This window comes from Bradyrhizobium sp. USDA 4502, from assembly GCF_054063355.1.
In genome coordinates this window covers 6249456-6268943 of record NZ_JBSSGF010000001.1, presented here as the reverse complement: position 1 = coordinate 6268943, position 19488 = coordinate 6249456, and the positions used below count along the sequence as shown (strand labels likewise).

The following is a 19488-nucleotide window of genomic DNA, read 5'->3' as shown; positions in this document are numbered from 1 at the left end:
TGAACCGCGGATGTTGCGGCGGGATAAGGCTTGCGGCGTTACGTCGCCTTGCCCGCCGGCTGCATCGTCTGCGGCAGCAGGAACGGCACGCCACCTCCGGTATAGGCGATCGCAGCGTCGATCTCGAAGATCTCGCGCAGCGTCTCGGCCTTCATCGCCGCCGTACGGTCGCCGTCGACGGCAAGCCGGCCGCGGTGCAGCAGCAGGATGCGGTCGGCGAACCGCATCGCGAGGTTGAGGTCGTGCAGGATCGCGATCACCGCGGTGCCGCGGGCGGCGCGCCGCCGGGCCGTTTCGACCAGGTCGATCTGGTGCCGCAGATCGAGGCTCGAGGTCGGCTCGTCCAGCAGCAACAGTCCCGGTCCATGCAGCGCTTCGCCGCAGGCGAGCTGCACCAGCACGCGGGCGAAATGCGCCCGCTGCTGCTCGCCGCCGGACAGTGTCGGCAATTGCCTGAAACGGAAACGCGCGAGCCCGACCTCGTCGAGCGCCGCCTCAACCAGCGCCCGCGCCACGGCACGCGGGCTTTCGCCGGCGCCCATGCTGACGATTTCCTCGACGGTGAACGGGAAGGTGACGCTGACGTGCTGCGACAGCATCGCGCGGTGCTGCGCCAGCGCGCGTGGTCCGTAAGTTTGCAGGTCGCGCTGCCTCAGCCTGATCGCCCCGCGCGACGGACGCAGGTCGCCCGACAGCATCCGCAGCAGAGTCGATTTGCCGGCGCCGTTGGGACCGACGATCGCGACCATCTCGCCGGCGCCGATCTGCAGCGACACCGCATCGACCAGATCAGTGCCGCCGACCGTCATCGATACCGACTGTGCTTCGAGCAGGGCCGTCATAGCGACACCAGCCCGCGCTGCCGCAGCAGCATGGCGAGGAAGAACGGCGCGCCGATCGCTGCCGTCAGGATGCCGATCGGCATTTCCGCAGGTGCCACGATGGTGCGCGCCACGGTGTCGGCGCCGACCAGGAGGATGGCACCGAGCAGTGCGGACGCCGGCAGCAGGAGCCGATGCGCGGGCCCGATCACCAGCCGCAACAGATGCGGCACCACGATGCCGACGAAGCCGACCACGCCGCAGACCGAGACCGCGACGCCGGTCATCGCCGACACCAGCACGATCGAGATCCGCTTCAGCCGTTCGACGTCGACGCCGCTGTGGAACGCCTCGGCCTCGCCGAGCACCAGCACGTCGAGCCCGCGCGCGATCGAGAGGCAGGCGACCAGCGCGACCGCCAGCACCGGCGCCAGCGCCGTGAGCTTGCTCCAGGTCGCACCGCTGAGCGAGCCGAGCAGCCAGAAGGTGATGTCGCGAAGCTGGCGATCGTCGGCGACGAACACCAGAAGGCCGATGCCGGCATTGGCGATCGCGGCGATCGCAAGCCCGGCCAGCAGGAAGATCGCAATCGATGTCCGGCCGCCGCGGCTGGCGATGCCGTAAAGCACGATGGTCGTGATCAGCGAGCCGGCAAAGGCCGCGATCGGCAGCAGCTGGTGTTGCAGGAAGCGCAGGCTTTCGCCGAGATGGCTGTCAGTGAACACGATCGCCGCCGCCGCGGCAAACGCGCCGCCGGAGGAGACGCCGACAAGCGCGGGGTCGGCGAGGGGATTGCGGAACAGGCCCTGCATGATCGAGCCTGATAAGGCAAGGAGTCCGCCGACCATCGCCGCCGCTGCGATCCGCGGGATGCGGATCGACCACACCACGAGCTGGTCGCGTGCGAGCAGCGGGTTGGCGACACGATCAGCCCATAGCCCGAGCGCTGCCGGAAGCCGCGCCATTGGAATGCCGGCGGCCCCGACCGTCAGGGCGACCAGGGCGGTGCCTGCGAGCGCCGCAAGCAGGCAGAGCAGGGTGAGTGTCGCGGCCGGCCGCAGCGACATGCCGGCGCGCCGTCGTTTCGCACGCCGGCGGCGTTCGGCCAGCACGCTCATTGCCGGCAATTCGCGGTCAGCGCTGCCGGCCTGAAGTTATCGGCCTCCGGCGCCAGCGCCGGATAAAGCTTGACCGAGAGGTCGCGTGCCGCGGCCGCGGTCCGCGGCCCGAAGCCGAGCAGATAAAGGCCTTCCATCGAGATGAAGGCCTTGTTGGCCGCGACCGGCGTCAGCGCGAAGGCCGGATGCGCGAACACGGCCTCCGACGTCAGCGAGTCCTTGCCGCGATCGATCGACAGCACGACATCCGGTTTCGCCGCCACGATGGCCTCGTCATTGACCGGCTTGTAGCCGTCGTAACCGTCGATGGCGTTGACGCCGCCGGCAAGCCGGATGATCTCGTCGGCCGCGGTCTTGTGGCCCGCCGCCATCGCCCGGCCGTTCAACAGCGACATCACGAACATCACGCGCACCGGCTTGGTCACCCGAGCACGCAGCGCGCGCAGTTGCGCGAGATCGCTCTCCACCGCCGTGGTCAGGCAGGCGGCGCGCGGATCGGCGCCCATGGCGTGGCCTACCAGTCTGATCTTCTCGACCAGCCCGGCCTCCGAGAACGTCTCCGGCACCAGCACCAGCGGCACCTTGGCCGCCTCGAGCACGTCCATGGTCTCCTTCGGTCCTGAGCCCTGCACCGCGAGCACCAGCGACGGGTGCAGGCCAAGCACGCCCTCCGGCGACAGCTGGCGCATGTAGCCGACGTCGGGCTTCTCGCGCAGCGCAGCCGGCGGGTAGAGGCTGGTCGCATCGACGCCGGCGATGCGGTCCTCGAAGCCGAGGGCATAGAGGATCTCGGTGATCGCGCCGCCGATCGAGACGATCCGCGACGGATTGTCGATCACGACGTCGCGGTCGCGTGCGTCATGCACGGTGATGCCCTCGGCCGTCGCGGCTTCGATCGGCAGCAGACAGGAGAAGGCGAGCAAAGCGAGCGTGCGACAAATTGTCATCGGGGCCGTCACTTGGTGAGGATCAGCTTGTTCTGCGAGGTCAGCCGCAACCGGTAATGTTCTTCGCCGTGCATGATGATGATCTCGCGCTCCGCAGCGAACAGGTCGCGGCTGTCGAGACGATTACCGCGCATGATCAGTGTTTTGGCCGCGCCGGATGCAGGCTCGGTGTGGTTTCCGGCTGCGCCGATATTGTCTCCGGAAGCTGCGGACATATTGTGGTGCTGCGCCTGCGAAAATTTTCAAATGGTGTTTGCTTGTATAAGCGGGCGAAGGCGCATTCCAACGGCCGCACTTTACAATCGATATAAACAGCGCCGCCGCATTCTTGACCGTTTTGTTGCCGGCTCGTAACCAATCCTCACGCGATGCAAGCGGTGGCTTGATCGCGATGTAGCCAGCAAGCCGCTCGTCAGAGAGCGCACGCCAGCCAAACCAGAAAAGCGATGATCAGGCTGGGGCTAGAATGGCTGACGGGGCTAGGGTTTCGCGCGCCTTGATTTTGAGCGCGGCGGTGTTCTCATTTGCGGCAGCACTGCCGGAACGCGGCTTCGCGCAGACCGCCGATCCGTCGGCTGCGCGTCCGGCGACCGAACGGCCGAAGCAGGCCAAGCGGAAGCCGAAGTCGGTGGCCGAAGCTCAGGCGGCGGCCTCGCCGACGATGAATGCGCGGGCGCAGATCGGCGCGGTGCCGGTGCAATCGCTCGACACCATCACGGCGGTGGCCTCCAAGACCGAGGAGCGCGCGATCGATGCGCTGGCGCCGGTCAGCTCCGTCACGCTGGAGAAGATCCAGGGCCTGCAGCCGAACCGGCTCTCGGACATATTCTACAACGTGCCCGGTGTCTCGGTTCAGGAGCGCGGCGACGATCCGGCAACCGTCATCAACATCCGCGGCTTGCAGGATTTCGGCCGTGTCGCTGTTGTCGTCGACGGCGCGCGGCAGAACTATCAGCGCACCGGCCACAACGCCAACGGCTCGTTCTTCCTCGATCCCGAATTGATCGGCGGCGTCGACGTGGTGCGCGGCCCGACCGCGAACATCTATGGCTCCGGCGCGATCGGCGGCGTGGTCTCATTCCGCACCAAGGACATCGACGACGTGGTGCGTCCCGGCGAGCGCTGGGGTGTCGACATGTCGGGCTCCTACGGCACCAACAAGGACCGCGGCATGGGCTCGGTGTTCGGCGGCGTACGCGTCGATCCGAATGTCGATGTGTTCGGCGGCGCGGTTTATCGCACCCAGGGCAATTACAAGGACGGCGCGGGCACCGAGATCGGCAACACCGGCAACGATATCGCGGCCGGCCTGATGAAGGTGACGTTCCGCCCGGCCGAAGGCCACGAGTTCAAGATCGGCGGCATCTTCCAGGACTACCAGTACAATATCGGTCAGCCGAACCGCGGCCCGACCACGACGGCGGCGCCGCTGGCGGCAATCGCGGGCTCCTCGGTCTACGCTTCCGACGCGAAGAACTACACGGGCACCTTGAGCTGGCGATATTCCAAGCCCGACGACATGCTGTTCGACTGGAATATCTCGGTCTACGGCAACCGCACCGACAACGACCAGGTCAAGACCTACAACAACCGCATCACCACCGGCGGCGGGGTCTGCACGCTCGCCAATCCCGGCAACAACATCTCCGGCTGCGTCGGCGACAAGCGCGGCTATTTGCTGGATACGGTTGGTGTCGACGTCAACAACACCTCGCGCTTCAATTTCGGCGACTGGCGCAACGCCGTGACCTACGGCTTCGATGCCTTCCGTGACGATGTCGAGACCTTCGATTCGCGCGGCAATTCCAACATCACGACGCCGGGCGGCCAGCGCACGGTGTCCGGCGGCTTCGTGCAGCTGAAGCAGAACTATTCGACCTGGCTCGAACTGATCAGCGCTGTCCGCTACGACCATTACGAACTCAATTCGATCAACACCACGACCAGCGGCGACCGGCTGTCGCCGAAGATCACGCTCGGCGTCACGCCGGTTGCCGGCTTCACGCCCTATGCGAGCTATGCCGAAGGCTATCGCGCGCCGTCCATCACCGAGACGCTGATCGCGGGTGGCCACGCCACCGGCGGCGGGCCGGCGCTGTTCAACTGCCCTGACGGCACCAGCGGCCTGTTCTGCTTCCTGCCCAATGCAGCGCTGCGGCCGGAGGTCGGCAAGAACAAGGAAGTCGGCATCAACCTGAAATATGACGGCATCTTCACCGCGAGCGACTCGTTCCGCGGCAAGGTCAACGTGTTCCGTAACGACGTCGACGGCTATATCGACCTCGTCGCCTCGGCGCCGACCCTGACGCCGTTCGGACGGTTCAGCCAGTTCTACCAGTACCAGAACATCGCCCACGCCCGCATCGAGGGCTTCGAGCTCGAGACGATGTATGACGCGGGCGACTGGTTCGTCGGCGTCGCCGGCCATCTGATGCGCGGCCGGAACACCCAGACCAATGTCGGGCTCGCCACCATCACGCCGCGCAAGGTGACGACCACGGGCGGCGTCCGCCTGCTCGACCGCTCGCTGATCGTTGCCGCGCAATGGTCCTCGTTCGGCGCCAACAACGACCTGCCGGCGGGCTATCTGCCCTCGACCGGCTACGAGCTCGTCAACCTCTATCTGACCTGGAACGCCACCAAGGACATCACCTTCACGGCATCGGTCGACAACCTCTTGAACCAGTACTACCGGCCTTATGCGATCCCCGGCTCCTCGACCGACGGCACGACGCAGAACGACGTGCTGTTCTCGAGCCCCGGTCCGGGCACCGTTTACAAGGCCGGACTCAGGATTCACCTAGGTGGAGCGTAACGCGAGACGCCGATCATTCCATCCAGGTTGCTCCGGCCGCGCTGGTGCCCCCAGCGCGGCCTTGGCGTATTCCTTGGCGCGTTCATGTTATTAACGAGATCAACCGGCAGGATCCAGGCATCCGCCGTCAAACAGGAGAGAGCTTTCATGTTCATCGCAATGAATCGGTTCCAGGTGATCAAGGGCAAGGAGCAGGCGTTCGAGACTATCTGGAAGACGCGCGAATCCTATCTCGGCGATCTGCCTGGATTCATCGAATTTCATCTGGTGAAGGGTCCCGAGGCCGAGGATCACACGCTCTACGCGACCCACACGGTGTGGGCCAGCAAGGCGGCGTTCGAGGACTGGACCAAATCCGATGCGTTCCGCCGCGCCCATTCGCGCGCCGGCAACGAAACCGGCGGCAGCCTCTATCTCGGCCATCCCAAATTCGAGGGTTTTGAGGTGCTGATCACCGAGCGCGCGAAGAGCCCGGCGTGACGGAGGCGGCGGTGCAGAACGCGGAGCTTGCGGGATTGAAGGCCCATATGGCCGACAATCCCGGCGCTGTGATCGAGGACGTCGCGCGTGAGCGCAAGGTGACGCCGCGCGCGGTGCTCGAGGCGCTCCCCGAGAGCATGGTGCGGATCGGCGCTGGTGAATTTGCCGCCGCGATGCAGGACATCGCGGAGTGGGGCGAGGTGACGCTGATCGTGCACACCGATGACGCGATCTTCGAGTTCACCGGCGCCATTCCGAACGGCGAGGTCGGCCGCGGCTATTTCAACCTGATGCAACCGAAGGGGCTGCATGGCCACCTGAGGCACGAGCGCTGCGCGGCGATCGCCTTCGTCGAGCGGCCCTTCATGGGCAAGGTGTCGGCGTTCATCGCCTTCATCAATCGCGACGGCGGCATCATGTTCAAGGTGTTCGTCGGCCGCGACGAGACGCGCGCGCTGCGCGGCGACCAGCTGGCGCGCTTTCACGCGCTGGCGGACCGCCTCGCACCGAACGCGGGCTGAAGATTTCTTCTCCCTCTCCCCGCTTGCGGGGAGAGGGTCGGGGGTGAGGGGACCCTCCGGGCACCGTGCTCGTGGAGAGTCCCCCTCACCCGGCTCGCATCTTGCGATGCGATCCGACCTCTCCCCGCAGGCGGGGCGAGGTGAGATGCGGTTGGAGGTGAGTATGCTAATTCGCACGTTTGGCAGAAGTAGCCAGCTATCAATCGTCGTCCAGTTGATTGCCGTCGTGACTGCATCTCTCCCAAGAAGTAGCCTTGCCGCATCCGACGCCGCACTGCTGCCGCGCAACCTCTCGCCCTGGGGCATGTTCGAAAGCGCCGACATCGTCGTGAAGGCGGTGATGGTTGGGCTCGCCTTCGCCTCGCTCGTCACCTGGACGATCTGGCTCGCCAAGACCGTCGAGATCCGCCGCAAGACCGCGCTCGCCCGGCAGCGGATCGGCCTCCTTGAGCGCGACACCCAGCTTGCCGAGGTCGAGCAGGCGAGCCGCGACGGCAGCGATGCGGTAGCGCAGATCGTGCAATCGGCCTCGCGCGAGGCTGCGCTGTCCGGCGGGATGTTCGACGACGGCTTCAAGGAGCGCATCGCGCTGCGGCTGGAGCGGGTCGAGGCGGCGATGTCGCGGCAGATCGCGCGCGGCACCGGCGTATTGGCGACGATCGGCGCCACCGCGCCGTTCGTCGGCCTGTTCGGCACGGTATGGGGCATCATGAACGCCTTCATCGGCATCTCCGAGGCCCACACCACCAATCTCGCGGTGGTCGCGCCCGGCATCGCCGAGGCGCTGCTTGCGACCGCGCTCGGCCTGGTCGCCGCGATCCCGGCGGTCGTGATCTACAATCACCTGACCCGTTCGATCGCGTCCTACCGCGCATTGCTCGGCGACGCCTCCGCCATGGTGATGCTGCTGGTCAGCCGCGAGGGCGATCGCAGCCTGTTCCGGCTGGCACGCGCTGCGGAGTAGGCGATGGGCGTCAAGCTCGGATCCAGCGGCGCGTTCAGGCGTCGCGGCGATGACGATCTGGTCGAGGCGCACGAGATCAACGTCACGCCGTTCATCGACGTGATGCTGGTGCTGCTCATCATCTTCATGGTGGCGGCGCCGCTCGCGACCGTCGATCTCGGCGTCGATCTGCCGGCCTCGACCGCCGAGCCGCAGCCGCGGCCGGACAAGCCGGTGTTCGTCACCGTGAAGTCCGATCTCTCCGTCGCGGTCGGCGAGGATGTGATCGCGCGCGAGACGCTGACGTCGACGCTCGATGGCGCCACACAAGGCAGGAAGGACGAGCGCATCTTCCTGCGTGCCGACAAGGTAGTCAGCTATGGCGATCTGATGGAGGTGATGAACCTGCTGCGCAACGCCGGCTATCTCAAGATCGCGCTGGTCGGCCTCGACGGGCGTAGCTGATCCATGAATGCGTACGCGCTTCATGATGCGGGCGACGAGATCTGGCTGAAGCGCTGGGGCCTGTCGGTGGCTGCGATCCTGGCGGCGCATGCGGCAGTGCTCGCGGTTGGCATGAGCTGGGTCTCGGCGCCGCCGCCGGGCGTTGCGGTGCCGGCGGTGCTGGTCGACCTGACGCCGATCACCTCGGCGCCGGAGATTTCGGAAACCGACCTGCCGCCGGGCCCGGCGATGCAGGAGGCCGACGCGTCGCCGCCGGAGCCCGCCGCCGCGCGGCCCGTGCCGCAGGAGATTGCGCCGACGCCGATGCAGGAGAAGCCCGACGTCGTCGCGCCACCGGAACGGAAGCCGCAGATCACGCCGCCGCAACCCGAGCCCGCGAAAGTCGTTCCGGAGAGGAAGGTCGAACCGGTCAAGCCGAAGGTGGTTCGTCGGGACGAAAAGCAGCCGTCCGAGGCAACGCCGGCACCGCGCACCAGCGCGCCGAGCCGTGCCGAACGGCAGGCGCCGGCTGCGTCCGCGATCAGCGCCGGCGCGGCCGCGTCAGCCATCGCGGCCTATAACGCCCGCGTCCGCGCGCATCTGTTGCGCTTCCATTCCTATCCCGCAGGCGGCAACGGCCAGCGCGGGGTGGTCCGCCTGGTGTTCACGCTCGGCCGCGGCGGGCAGGTGCTGTCGAGCCATCTCGGCGGCTCCTCCGGCAATCCGACCTTCGACGCGCGCGCGCTGGCGATGGTGCGCCAGGCCCAGCCGTTTCCGGCGTTTCCGTCCGAGATCACGCAGGGCTCGATGGGTTTTTCCGTGCCGGTCGCGTTTGTGCCGCGGTAGTGCGCGACCTCATTGAGAGAGGCCGCACATCTATTCCCGTCATCCTGAGGTGCGAGCCTTGCGGCGCACTTGCGCCGCTGGGCGAGCCTCGAAGGATGCACGGCCCGGCTGCTGGCCGTCGATCCTTCGAGACGCGCTTCGCGCTCCTCAGGATGACGGGGATAGATTGAGTTCGCTTCAATACGCCGGAAGCTCCGTTACTCCTTCACCGCCCCCGTCAGCGACGACACGTAGTAGTCGACGAACAGCGAGTAGAACAGCGCGACCGGCAGCGAGCCGAGCAGCGAGCCGGCCATCAGCGCGCCCCACTGGTAGACGTCGCCGGTGACGAGCTCGGTCAGGATCGCGACAGGCACCGTCTTGTTGGCGCCGCTCTGGATGAAGGCGAGCGCGTAGATGAACTCGTTCCAGGACAGCGTGAAGGAGAAGATGCCGGCCGAGATCAGGCCGGGCACCGCGAGCGGCAGCGTGATCCGCCACAGGATCTGCAATCGCGTCGCGCCGTCGACCAGCGCGCATTCCTCGAGCTCGTAGGGGATCGACTTGAAATAGCCGATCAACAGCCAGGTACAGAACGGCACCAGGAAGGTCGGATAGACCAGGATCAGCGCCAGCGGCGAGTCGAACAGGCCGAACTGCACGATCACGGTGGCGAGCGGAATGAACAGGATCGACGGCGGCACCAGATAGGCGAGGTAGATGCCGAGGCCGACATAGGGACTGCCGCGGAAGCGCAGCCGCTCGATCGCGTAGGCGGCGAGCGTCGAGGCGAACAGCGACAGGAAGGTCGAGCCGATCGCGACCAGCATGGTGGTCTTCAGCCAGCGCGGATACGCCGTGTCGAACAACAGATGCTTGATATGCGCGAGCGTCGGCGAGGTGATCCAGAACGGATTGTGCTCCTTGTAGTTCAGGAGCTCGGCGTTCGGTTTGAACGAGGTGACCGCCATCCAGTAGAACGGAAACAGCAGGATCAGGATGAAGCAGGCGAGCGGCAGATAGATCATCACCACGCGCCGGGCGCGGGAGTCCCACGCCATCGTATCGGGCGTGGCGCTGGCGACGTTGGAGGATTGGGCTGCAACGTCAGTCATTGGCTTCTCCCTGCTGCCATTTGCGGCGCGCGAGGCCGAAGTAGCTGAACAATGTTGCGAACACCAGGAACGGGATCATCGAGACGGCGATCGCGGCACCCTCTCCGAGCTCGCCGCCGGCGATGCCGCGCTGGAACGCCAGTGTCGCGAGCAGATGGGTCGAGTTGACCGGGCCGCCGCGGGTGATGGCGTAGACCAGCTGGAAGTCGGTGAAGGTGAAGATGATCGAGAACGTCATCACGATCGCCAGGATCGGCATCATCATCGGGAAGGTGATGTAGCGGAAGCGCTGCCAGGAGGTGGCGCCGTCGAGCATCGCCGCCTCGTAGAGCGAGGGCGAGATGGTCTGCAGCCCCGCCAGCAGCGAGATCGCGACGAACGGGATGCCGCGCCAGATATTGGCGGCGATCAGCGAGAACCGCGCCGGCCAGGGCGAGCCGAGGAAGTCGACATTGCTGTCGCGCCAGTGCAGCACGTCGACCAGGAGATAGGAGATGATCGAGAACTGCGGATCGTAGATCCACCAGAACGCCAGCGCGGAGAGCACCGTCGGCACGATCCACGGCAGCAGCACGATGGCGCGGATCAGGCTCTTGAACGGGAAATGGTTGTTGAGCAGCAGCGCCAGCCAGAAGCCGAGCGCGAACTTTCCGAAGGTTGCAACCGCGGTGTAGAAGATCGAATAGAACACCGCGTTCCACCACAAGGGATCCTTGAGCAGATACTGGAAGTTCTCAAGTCCGATGTAGATGCCGCGCTGGCCGATCGTGGTGTCGGTGAAGGCAAGCCAGATGCCGAGGCCCAGCGGATAGGTGAGGAACACCAGCAGCAGGCCGATCGCAGGCGCAAGGCACATCACGATCAGGAACGGCTTGTAGTCGAACAGGCGCGCGAGCCAACCCGGCTGGTGCAGCGCCGCGCCGCGTGAGGGGAGGGTGGTGACAGACATCAGGTTCTTGTCTCGGTCCGACTTCCAGGGTCATTCCGGGATGGTGCGTTAGCACCAGACCCGGAATCTCGAGATTCCGGGTTCGACGCTACGCATCGCCCCGGAATGACAGCGGCTTGAGTCGATCTTACCGGCCCTGCCGCCGGAAGTACCGCTTGGCGCGCTGCTCGGCCTCCGCGGCCGCTGCCTCGGGCGTTGCGGCGTCGGTCGCGACTGAGGCGCACATCTGCACCAGCACATAGTCGGCGTTGACGGCGCCGGTCGCGGTCGAGATCGGCCCTTTGTAGCCGTTGTAATAGGGGCTCCTCATCGTGTCCTTGAAGATCGCGACCTTGGGGTCGCTCGACCACACCGCCGCGTCGGCATAGGCCGCCAGCGGCTGCGACCAGTAACCGGAGTTGGCGTTGAGCCACGGCTCGTACTGTTCGTGCTCGAGCATGAACTGCAGGAACGCCTTCGCTGCGTTGGGATACTTGCTGTGCTTGAACACCATTGCGTTCAAGGTCAGGCCGGACATCGGAGAGGTGGGGGCCAGCCCCTTGATCAGGAACTGATGCGCGGTGTCGTCGGCGATCGCCTTGGTTGCGGGATCGTTCTTCAGCGAGAAATACAGCGAGACGCCGTTTGCGGTCAGGCCGATCTCCTGCGACGAGTAGGCGCGGTTGTTGGAAACGTCGTTCCAGGACGGCGTGCCGGCGATGAAGGTCGGATAGAGCTCCTTCAGATATTTCAGCGCCGCGATGGTCTCCTTGCTGTTGATGATGATGTTGCCTTCCTCATCGAGCAGCGCGGCGTTGTGCGACCACAACAGCCAGTTGGCGAAGCCGTTGCCGTCGCCGACTGCGTTGCCGAGTGCGAAGCCCGCGGGCTTGCCGGCCGCCTTCAGCTTCTTGCAGAGTTCGAGGAAGCCGGCGTGGTCCTCCGGCACCTTGTCGAAGCCGGCGGCGTTGACCAGCGACTTGCGGTAGACCAGCGGGCCGCCCGAGGCGCCGAACGGCAGGCCGACCCAGCTCTTCGACTTCGAGCGCATGCCGTATCGGCGCGCCAGCGTGAGCCATCCGCCATAGCGCTTGTCGAGATAGTCGGCGACATCGGTCAGCTCGATCAGCTTGTCGATATAGATGTGCGGCGCGTCGCCGAAGCCGATGATGATGTCGGGCCCGGCGCCGGAGTTCGAGGTCACGGCGGTCTGCTGGTTGATGTCCTCCCAGCCGACGAAGTCGACCTTGATGTCGACACCGGTCTTGTCGGTGAATTTCTTGGCGTTGGCGCGGAACACGTCCTCGTCGGCCTGGACGAAGCGTACCGGCCGCAGCATGCGCAAGGTGGCGTCCTTTTCGATCGGCAGCGACGGCGCCGCCACGTCGGCTGCCTTCACCTTCGACGCCTCCTGCGCCGAGGCGCCGGTGACCGCCAGCGCCGCCGCGGAAGCCCCCAGCGCCAGCGCGTCGCGACGCGTGATCTCGTACTTCATGTCGTTCGCACTCCCGTTCTTATTGTTTCGTTGTTTTTTCCTTCCCGGCGTTTGGCCGCCGGTGAAGGTGTCTTGGTCTCGGCGCCTGCCGCGCAAAGGGCCCGCAAGAGACGGGCCCCGCACGAAAAACGCATTCCCGCCCTAGCTGTTCGGACCGCGATCCATGCTGACGGGCTGCCAGCGGCGCAACGCGGTGTTTTGCAGCACCGACGGGTTGACGCAGCTTACCGGCCACATGCCTTGCAGCACTAGTGACAATTCGTAGCCCACCCGGCGCTTGCGCGCCTCGTCAAAACGTGCCGACGCCGAGGCGACATGGGCGGTCAAGGTAACATTGTCCATCCCGAGCATCGGATTGTTGTGCGACGGAGGCTCCTTTTCCAGCACGTCGAGCGCGGCGTGGGCGATCCAGCCCTCCTGCAGCGCCTTGATCAGCGATTCCTCGTCGACCGTGGCGCCGCGGCCGGTGTTGATGAAGATCGCCGACTTTTTCATCTGGCGAAAATGCTTCTCGGTCAGCATGTGGTGCACTTCGGGCCGCGCCGGGGCGTGCATCGAGACGAAATCCGACTGCGACAGCACCTCCGACAGCGTCGAGGGGACCACGCCGTGGTCGTACATCAGGGTTTCATGGATGAAGGGATCGTAGGCCACCATCCTGAGGCCGAACGGCGCGGCGCGCTTGGCGACGGCGCGGGCGACCCGGCCGAACGAGATGAAGCCGAGCGTCTGGCCCATCAGCCGCGGAATCTTCAAAAGCGCCGGACGGCCCTCGGCCCAGCGGCCGGTGCGCACCATCTTGTCCTGCTCGATCAGGCGGCGGAAGCCGGCGAGCAGCAGCATCATGGCATGGTCGGCGACCTCCTCGATGAAGGTGTCGGGAATGTTGGTGACGGGGATGCCGCGCGCGGTCGCGGCCTTGACGTCGACCGAGTCGACGCCGACGCTGCCGAGCGTGATCACCTTGCAGTTCTCGAGCGCGTCGATGACCGCCTTGGTGATCGGCATGCCCTTGGCGTAGATCGCGTCCGCGGTGCGTGCCGCCGCAATGAATTCGGCCTCGTTGGCCGGCGCCTCGACGATCTCGGCGCCGATCGGATCGAGCGCCTCGCGCTCATAATCGTAGCCGCCGCCGGCGACCGTGAAGCTCGCGCCCTTCGGCGTGACCACCCTGAATTTCGACATTGTCTGCTCCCGATGTGAGTCTGCTGTTCTTGCTTCTTGCTGGTTTGCTTCTTGATCTTGATTCTTCTTGCTTCTTGGAGCGCGGCTGGGTCGCCGCCTTCCCATGCTTGTACGCGAGCCGCGCTGTTCTCTCCACAATTGCCGGTTGGTCCGCGGCCTGATTCTCCGGGCTTCTACGGGGAACCTCCGTAACCATCAGGTAAAGGGTCTCACATTACGGTGCGCGGAATCAATCCGCCAATCGCGTCGCGTTCCCCGCCTCTTCTGGAGACCCCCGTGAAGCTGTCAAATCTGAAGATCACCCCCAAGCTCGGCATTCTGGTGGGGGTGACCCTCCTTGGCCTGTGCACGGCCGGCATCCTCGCCGGTCACCTGATGCAGCGGGAGATGCTGAATGCGCGCATCGACCAGGCCAAGGCCATCGTCGAGATGGCGAAGAGCATGGCGGCGGGCCTGAAGAAGGATGTCGATGCCGGCAAGCTGACCAGGGAAGCGGCAGTGGCCGAGTTCGGCAAGCGTGCCAACACCCTGACCTACGACAACGGCGCCGGCTATCTGTTCGGCACCGACTACAGCGGCATCACGGTGCTGGCGCCCGATCCGAAGCAGGTCGGAACCAATCGCATGGACGTCGTGACCAATGGTCGCAAGCTCTCGCAGGAACTGATGGACGGCGTGAAGACCAAGGGCGAGATCCTGCTGTTCTATGATTATGTGAAGCCCGGCCAGGAGACGCCGATCCGCAAGCTCGGCTACGCCGTCTCGGTCCCCGGCTTCGATATGTATCTCGGCACCGGCGCCTATCTCGACGATATCGATGCCAAGATGCGGCCGATTGCCTGGCTGCTCGGCCTCGCGATCCTCGGCATCGGCATCGTTTCCGGCTCGGTCGCCTGGTTGATCGGCCGCAGCATCTCCCGTCCGCTCAACCTGCTCGGCGCCCGCATGCGCGACATCGCCGACGGCAAGCTCGACGGTGACATCCCCGGCGTCGGCCGCGGTGACGAGGTCGGCGGAATGGCGGCCACGGTTCAGGTCTTCAAGGACAACGCGGTTCGCATCCGCGGCCTGGAACAGGCCGAGGCTGAGACCAAAGCACGCGCGGAGGCCGAGCGCCGTGGTGCGATGGAGAATATCGCCAACGATTTCGAGCGCAGCGTGAACGGCATCGTCCGCACGGTGGCCTCCGCTGCCGCCGGCATGCAGACCACGGCGCAGTCGATGACCGCGACCGCAAGCGACGCCAGCGCGCGGGCCGCGACCGTCGGCGCTGCGTCCGACGGCGCCTCCAACAATGTCGGCACCGTCGCCGCTGCCGCCGAGGAGCTCTCCAGCTCGGTTGCGGAGATCTCCCGCCAGGTGGCGCGCTCCAGCGAGGTCGCGAGCAAGGCGGTGGCCGATGCCGAGCGCACCAACGCGACCGTGCAGGCGCTCTCCACCGGCGCCGAGAAGATCGGCGAGGTGGTCAAGCTGATTCACTCGATCGCGGCTCAAACCAACCTGCTCGCGCTCAACGCCACCATCGAGGCGGCGCGCGCCGGCGAATCCGGCCGCGGTTTCGCAGTGGTTGCCTCTGAAGTGAAGGCGCTGGCCAACCAGACCGCGAAGGCGACCGAGGAGATCTCGGCGCAGGTCGCCGCGATGCAGGCATCCACCGGCGAGGCCGTGACCTCGATCGGCGGCATCACCGCGACCATCGCGCAGATGAGCGAGATCACCGCCTCGATCTCGACCGCGATCGACCAGCAGGGCGATGCGACGCGCGAGATCGCGCGCAACATCCAGCAGGTCGCGGCCGGCTCGAGCGAGATCTCCGCCCATATCGGCGGCGTCACATCGGCGGCCGCCGCCACCGGCACCGCGGCCGGCGACGTGCTGTCGAATGCCCGCGAGCTCGACACGCAATCGGGCATGCTGCGCAACGCGGTCGACGAGTTCCTGCAGAAGGTGCGCGCGGCGTAAGGCGATCGCGTAGGGTGGGTATGCTACGCTATTCCACCCAACGTTTCCGTATCCCCGTCATCCTGAGGAGCGCGCTCCCGCGCGCGTCTCGAAGGATGCACGGCTACCAGCGGGGCCGTCGATCCTTCGAGACGGCCGCGCTGCGGCCTCCTCAGGATGACGGAATTGGCAGACGTCCGCCCAGCGTCGTTCTCGCCTACTGCTTCTCGATTCCGGCGTCGGCGATCAGCTTTTCCCACAGCACGAGCTGCTCCTTGAGGAACGCCTCGAACTCCTCGGGCGTGCCGGAGAATGCCTCCATGCCGCGCTCGGCGAGCTGGCTCTTGATGTCCGGCCGCTCGATGATCTTGCGGATCTCCGCATTCAGCCTGACGACGACGTCCTTCGGCATGTTGGCGGGGCCGAGATAGCCCTGCCAGGAGGTGATATCGAAGCCCTTCACGGTGTCGTCCATCGTCGGCAGGTCCGGCAGCAGCGCCGACTTCCGCTTGGTGGTGACGGCGAGCGGCTTCAGCACCTTGGCGTTGACGTGCGGCAGCCCGGTTGGCACGTCGATGAACATCATCGAGATGCGGCCGGCGATGACGTCGGTCAGTGCCGGCGGTGAGCTCTTGTAGGGTACATGCAGCAGGTCGATGCCGGCGAGGCGCGCGAAGGTCGCGCCGGAGACGCTCGCCGACGACGAGCCGCTGGCGTAGCTGTACTTGCCCGGCTCCTTCTTGGCGAGCGCGATCAGCTCGGCGACCGAGTTCGCCGGGATGTCCGGATGGATCACCAGCATGAAGGGCAGGTCGCCGGTGCGCGCGATCGGCGTGAAATCCTTGATCGGATCGTAGTTCATGGTCTTGAGCAGATACGGATTGGCCGAGTGCGTCGTGTTCGTGGTGACGAACAGCGTGTAGCCGTCGGGGGCGGAGCGGGCGACATAGTTCGCCGCGATCGAGCCGTTGGCGCCGGCCCGGTTGTCGATCACCATGCCGACGCCGAGCGCAACGCCGAGCTCCTTGGAGATCAGCCGCGTCGTGGTGTCGGTGCCGCTGCCGGCGGCAAACGGCAGCACCAGTGTGATGTTGCGGGTGGGATAGGTCTGTGCAAGTGCCGTTCCGGATATCGCCGCAAGCGCGGCGGCGGCTGCGGCCGCCAGGCAGCAGTATCGTCTCAATCCCATCACCATGTCGTCGTCCCCCGCGCGGACCCTGAACAGGCCCATTGCGGCCGAAGCTAGCCCGGCCGCCATGGCTGCGGAAGCCGTGCCGGGAGCAGCCTTTCGCCGCATGGCTGCTCCCGGGCCTCGCAGGGGCGCGCTGCCAAAAATATCGAAAACAACCCCATGCAAAGGGGCCGGTGGCGGCCGGCGCTCGACCAGGCAGCTTGACACGTCGGGCAAATCAGCGTCATATTTCTAATATTCCGAAAGTCGGCCGTGCGTTACGATCCCGCCGGAAAGACCTGCGCGACGTGAAACGCCTTGGTGGTGATGAGCCACCGGCCGTCGATCCGATGAAACACCAGATGATCGATGAAGCCGGTTTGGCCGGCCCTGACGCGTACCTTGGCGATGGCCAGATCGGACGCGGTCTGGTCGATGCTGATGATGGCCTCCTCGCGCGGCGATTTCATCGACGCCGGCGAGGGACGGCTGCGGATGAAGTCGCGGAATTCCGCGGCCGACCGCACCGTGTGCTTGCCGTCCCGGATGCCGTGCACGATGCAGGCATCGGAGAAGACCTCGCGGAACCGGCTATCGTCGACGTCGTACATCAGGTTGAAATATCCATCGATCGCGGACGCGATGGCCTCGATGTCGATCATAGCAAAATCTCCTTGATGGATGATGTGGCGGTGGCCGCACCGGATCGAACCGGTGATCTGCGCCGACAGTGGCCGATATGGCGGCGGAGTGCTACGACTGGGCGGTCATCTCTTGGATGACTGAGAGGCATCGGCATGGACGAAGTTGACGGCCGGCTGGTTGGCGGCCTGGTGGTCCTCGCGGCGCTGGCGGATGCGCGCAGTTTTGGCCGGGCCGCCGAACGGCTCGGCATGACGCAATCCGGGGTCAGCAAGGCGATCGCCAAGCTCGAGGCGCGCCTCGATGCCAGGCTGGTTCACCGCACGAGCCGCGCCGTCGAGCTCACCGAGGAAGGACGCGCGCTGTGCGAGCGGGTTGCTGCGCATCTGGCCGGGATCGGCGAAGCGGCGGCGGAGACCTCGAAATCGCGCGATGCGGTCCGCGGCAGGTTGCGGGTCAATGTCGACCCGCTGTTCTCCCGCATGGTGCTGTCGCCGAAGCTGAGCGAGTTCCTGCTGCAGAATCCAGGCATGGAGCTGCGTATCGAGACCCGCGACCGGATCGCGGATCTGGTCAGCGACGGTTTTGATCTGGCGGTGCGTTTCGGCGAGCCGGTGCCATCGGCGCTGATTGCGCGCCGCGTGCTCGATGCGCGCGTGCTCACCGTGGCCTCGCCGATCTATCTCGAACGACACGGCCGGCCGCTTGATCCGCGGGAGCTGGCAAGCCGCGACCATCAGTGCATCCATGCAATCGATGCGGCGACCGGGCGTCCCTTCGATTGGGAGTTTCGGCGCGGCAACGAGGTCGTGCCGGTCGCGGTCAACGGGCGGCTCACCGTAACCGATTCAGGAACCAAGCTCGGCGCTTGCCTGGCCGGCTTCGGCATCGCGCAGGTGATCGATCTCGGCCTCGACGATCACCTGAGGAGCGGCGCGCTGCTCGAGCTGTTTCCGGACTGGCCCGACGAGCGTTTTCCGCTCTACGTCTACTACGCCTCGCGCAATCACGTGCCGGCGAAGGTGAGGCGGTTCATCGACTTCATCACGGACACGCTGGCGGCAAAGTCACATTCGCCACGCAAATCCGCCGGCTTGCGCAAGGTCAGCTAGCCGTATGCTCGGCGTCAGCTAGCGTTTCGCGGATCCTTGCCGCGAGGCGATGATGACGCCGGCGAGCACCAGCGCGTAGCCGATCAGATGGAACGGCGCGAGCGTCTCGCCGAGCAGCAGGATCGCCATCGCCGAGCCGAACACCGGCACCAGATGGAAGAACGGCGCGGCGCGGTTCGGGCCGATCAGCGCGACGCCGCGGTTGAAGAACAGATAGGCGAGCGTGGACGGGAAGATCAGCACATAGGCGAGCGTTGCGCCGGTCAGCAAGTCGAACTTCAGCGTCACGCCGTTGGCGAACTCCCAGGCCGCCACCGGCAGCAGCATCAGCGCACCGCAGCAGGTGGTGAACGAGATCAGCGAGAGCTGATGGATCTTCGGTCGCCGCGGGATCAGCGCCGAATAGAGCCCGAACGACACCAGCGAGGCGCCGAACATGATGTCGCCACGGTTGAAGCTGATGCCGGCGAGCGCGGAGAAGTCGCCGCGCAGGATGATGGTCAGCACGCCGGCCAGCGAGATCGCGATGCCGGCCAGCTGCGCCGGCGTCAGCCGCACGCCGAACAGGATCAGTGACCACAGCGCCACGAACAGCGGCCCCGCCGACTGGATCAAGAGCGCGTTGAGCGCCTCGGTATACTGCATCGCCCAGTAGGAGATCGCGTTGTTGAAGGCGAAGCCGACCGCGGACAGCAGCAGCATCAGCGGCAGGGCGCCGCGCAGCTTCGGCCAGTCCTGCTTCAGATGCGGCCAGGCGAACGGCAACAGGATCAGGAAGACGCCGAACCAGCGGATCGTGGTCAGCGTGACCGGCGGCACATGGCTGCCGACATGCCGCGCCAGCACGATGTTGGCGGCCCAGAACAGCGACGTCAGGCTGAGCAGCAGATAGGGCTGGTTATTGAGCCAGTTGAGCGGCGAGCGGCGTGGCGTTGTGGCAGGTGCGGGCAAAGCGCGAAGGTCGGTCATTATTTGATGGATGTTG

General features: G+C 65.9%; 19 protein-coding genes. 8 read left to right on the top strand and 11 right to left on the bottom strand.

From position 1 onward, the window contains the following. Positions 1-38 precede the first annotated feature (38 nt). The 4 genes from ACVW1B_RS29255 to hemP are packed head-to-tail and all read right to left on the bottom strand — an operon-like array spanning position 39 to position 3101. On the bottom strand, positions 39-842 hold the full coding sequence (locus tag ACVW1B_RS29255; protein ID WP_253606889.1) for a heme ABC transporter ATP-binding protein: 804 nt from the start codon (positions 840-842) through the stop codon (positions 39-41). Then, complete coding sequence (locus tag ACVW1B_RS29250; protein WP_253606890.1) at positions 839-1939, bottom strand: FecCD family ABC transporter permease; 1101 nt, start codon at positions 1937-1939, stop codon at positions 839-841. Before ACVW1B_RS29250 ends, ACVW1B_RS29255 begins: the two co-directional genes overlap by 4 nt. Then, entirely contained in the window at positions 1936-2886 is a 951-nt protein-coding gene (locus ACVW1B_RS29245) for a heme/hemin ABC transporter substrate-binding protein (RefSeq protein ID WP_253606891.1), read from the bottom strand. Before ACVW1B_RS29245 ends, ACVW1B_RS29250 begins: the two co-directional genes overlap by 4 nt. Before the next feature lie 8 nt (positions 2887-2894). Continuing rightward, entirely contained in the window at positions 2895-3101 is a 207-nt protein-coding gene (gene hemP, locus ACVW1B_RS29240) for a hemin uptake protein HemP (RefSeq protein ID WP_283068112.1), read from the bottom strand. A gap of 251 nt (positions 3102-3352) precedes the next feature. Here hemP and ACVW1B_RS29235 point away from each other — a divergent pair, with 251 nt between their 5' ends. The 6 genes from ACVW1B_RS29235 (at position 3353) to ACVW1B_RS29210 (ending at position 8935) form a co-directional block, all read left to right on the top strand. Next, the gene (locus tag ACVW1B_RS29235; protein ID WP_456822614.1) at positions 3353-5701 is read left to right on the top strand and encodes a TonB-dependent hemoglobin/transferrin/lactoferrin family receptor; all 2349 of its coding nucleotides are present in this window, start codon (positions 3353-3355) and stop codon (positions 5699-5701) included. A gap of 147 nt (positions 5702-5848) precedes the next feature. Next, a complete protein-coding gene (locus ACVW1B_RS29230) occupies positions 5849-6181 on the top strand; it encodes an antibiotic biosynthesis monooxygenase family protein (protein ID WP_456822613.1) in 333 nt (110 codons plus the stop codon). Positions 6182-6228: 47 nt separating this feature from the next. After that, positions 6229-6702 carry a heme utilization cystosolic carrier protein HutX gene (gene hutX / locus ACVW1B_RS29225; RefSeq protein WP_456823077.1) on the top strand — a complete coding sequence of 158 codons (474 nt, stop codon included), beginning with the start codon at positions 6229-6231 and terminating at the stop codon, positions 6700-6702. Between the two features lie 163 nt (positions 6703-6865). After that, positions 6866-7666 (top strand): tonB-system energizer ExbB, encoded by an 801-nt coding sequence (gene exbB / locus ACVW1B_RS29220; protein WP_456822612.1) that lies wholly within the window; start codon positions 6866-6868, stop codon positions 7664-7666. A gap of 3 nt (positions 7667-7669) precedes the next feature. Further along, positions 7670-8110, top strand: a complete 441-nt coding sequence (gene exbD / locus ACVW1B_RS29215) for a TonB system transport protein ExbD (protein WP_456822611.1) — start codon at positions 7670-7672, stop codon at positions 8108-8110. A gap of 3 nt (positions 8111-8113) precedes the next feature. Next, positions 8114-8935 (top strand): TonB family protein, encoded by an 822-nt coding sequence (locus tag ACVW1B_RS29210; protein WP_456822610.1) that lies wholly within the window; start codon positions 8114-8116, stop codon positions 8933-8935. 197 nt (positions 8936-9132) lie between these two features. On the opposite strand, the gene ACVW1B_RS29205 is transcribed toward ACVW1B_RS29210, so the two are convergent. The 4 genes from ACVW1B_RS29205 to ACVW1B_RS29190 form a co-directional block, all read right to left on the bottom strand. Next, positions 9133-9975, bottom strand: coding sequence for a carbohydrate ABC transporter permease (locus ACVW1B_RS29205; protein ID WP_016840579.1), 843 nt, complete (start codon positions 9973-9975; stop codon positions 9133-9135). 46 nt (positions 9976-10021) lie between these two features. After that, positions 10022-10978 (bottom strand): carbohydrate ABC transporter permease, encoded by a 957-nt coding sequence (locus tag ACVW1B_RS29200; protein ID WP_137479049.1) that lies wholly within the window; start codon positions 10976-10978, stop codon positions 10022-10024. Between the two features lie 127 nt (positions 10979-11105). Next, entirely contained in the window at positions 11106-12452 is a 1347-nt protein-coding gene (locus tag ACVW1B_RS29195) for an ABC transporter substrate-binding protein (RefSeq protein ID WP_456822609.1), read from the bottom strand. A gap of 141 nt (positions 12453-12593) precedes the next feature. Further along, positions 12594-13637 (bottom strand): C-terminal binding protein, encoded by a 1044-nt coding sequence (locus ACVW1B_RS29190; RefSeq protein ID WP_456822608.1) that lies wholly within the window; start codon positions 13635-13637, stop codon positions 12594-12596. A gap of 276 nt (positions 13638-13913) precedes the next feature. Between ACVW1B_RS29190 and ACVW1B_RS29185 the strand changes: the two genes are divergently transcribed. Further along, on the top strand, positions 13914-15599 hold the full coding sequence (locus ACVW1B_RS29185; RefSeq protein ID WP_456822607.1) for a methyl-accepting chemotaxis protein: 1686 nt from the start codon (positions 13914-13916) through the stop codon (positions 15597-15599). A 196-nt stretch (positions 15600-15795) separates the two neighbouring features. Here the strand turns inward: ACVW1B_RS29185 and ACVW1B_RS29180 are convergent, their stop codons facing one another. Both ACVW1B_RS29180 and ACVW1B_RS29175 read right to left on the bottom strand, forming a co-directional pair. Next, positions 15796-16773 (bottom strand): Bug family tripartite tricarboxylate transporter substrate binding protein, encoded by a 978-nt coding sequence (locus ACVW1B_RS29180; RefSeq protein WP_253609884.1) that lies wholly within the window; start codon positions 16771-16773, stop codon positions 15796-15798. A gap of 254 nt (positions 16774-17027) precedes the next feature. Continuing rightward, a complete protein-coding gene (locus ACVW1B_RS29175) occupies positions 17028-17411 on the bottom strand; it encodes a nuclear transport factor 2 family protein (protein WP_253606898.1) in 384 nt (127 codons plus the stop codon). Positions 17412-17546: 135 nt separating this feature from the next. Between ACVW1B_RS29175 and ACVW1B_RS29170 the strand changes: the two genes are divergently transcribed. After that, a complete protein-coding gene (locus ACVW1B_RS29170; RefSeq protein ID WP_456822606.1) occupies positions 17547-18503 on the top strand; it encodes a LysR family transcriptional regulator in 957 nt (318 codons plus the stop codon). A gap of 18 nt (positions 18504-18521) precedes the next feature. Here the strand turns inward: ACVW1B_RS29170 and ACVW1B_RS29165 are convergent, their stop codons facing one another. Further along, positions 18522-19472 (bottom strand): DMT family transporter, encoded by a 951-nt coding sequence (locus ACVW1B_RS29165; protein ID WP_456792923.1) that lies wholly within the window; start codon positions 19470-19472, stop codon positions 18522-18524. Between the last annotated feature and the right edge of the window lie 16 nt (positions 19473-19488).